Below are 1094 nucleotides of genomic sequence, written 5' to 3'. Positions count from 1 at the left end.
CCGGAGATCGCGTCGTTCGCGTTGGTGGCGCCGAGCGTCAGCCGCGTGGCACCGAGCACCACCGCGCCGCCGCCCGCGAGCGAGCCGATCGCGAGGCCCGCCGGTGCAGTGATGCCCGACACGTCGAGCGTGCCGCCCGCGGCGTTGGTGATCGATGCACCGCCCGCGGACGCATCGCCCGCGAAGTACACCATGCTGCCGGCCTGGTTGTTTACCTTGGCCGTGCCTGCGCTGGCCGACTCGGCGAAGAGGACCAGGCCGCCCTGGTTGTTGATGGTCGCGTCGTCGGCGCTGCTGGTATTGATGAACAGGGCCGCATTGCCGATGCCGCCCGCGAGCCCCTGGCCATGCACGTCGATCTGGGCCGTGCCGCCGGTGGCCGACTGCGCGAACACGAGCAGGTTCGCTGTGTCGGTGCTGCCGGCGCGGCCGACTGTGAAGCGGGTGCTGCCGGCGCTGGCCGAACCGGTGATCGTCACCTCCGTGCCATTGGTCTCCTGGCGCACGTCGCCGCTGCCGAACGCGCCATCCGCGGTCGCGGCGACGGTCGCTCCGTCTCGCAGCACCGTGCCGCCGCCGTAAGTGTTGGCGGCGTTCAGCTGCACTGCGCCGCCCGTGCCGGTCACCGTGAGGCCGCCCGCACCGCCGATCGACCCGTTCGATTCGAACGCGCCGTCCGCCATTTCGAAGGTTCCGCCGCCCGCGCCTAGCGTGATGGCGCGCTTGGAAGCCACCGTCAATCCGCCGCTGGCCACGCGCAGCGTGCTGCCGTTGAGCGCCAGTGCAGTGCCCGCCGCGCCCAGGTTGTTGTCCGCCGCGATCTGCAGGGTGCCGCCATTGACCGTGGTGCCGCCCGTGTAGGTGTTCGCACCGCCGAGCACCAGCGTGCCGCCGTCTGCCTTCACGAGCCCGCCCGCGCCGCCGATCGCCGCGCCGATGGTCGCGGTCATGCCCGCGCTCGCGGCTGTGCCGTCGCCCACGCGCACCACCGTCGCCGGTGCGCTGATCGTCAACGCATCGCCGACGATGCTGTAGCCGTCGACCGCGAACTGCGCGCCGCCGATGCGCACCGCGCCGCCCGCACCCTTGTTGTC

The 1094-nt window shown here is 72.4% G+C and carries 1 protein-coding gene; it reads right to left on the bottom strand.

Annotated features, from left to right (window positions below; genetic code table 11):
• Nucleotides 1–1094 (bottom strand): autotransporter-associated beta strand repeat-containing protein (locus AC3A6G_RS27330; RefSeq protein WP_487863269.1); only part of this gene is annotated, 1094 nt, incomplete at both ends.

The sequence above is a fragment of the Variovorax sp. Soil_C_26 genome (genome assembly GCF_057657075.1).
Note: the sequence above shows the minus strand (reverse complement) of the source record. Positions and strands in the feature narration are given on the sequence as shown.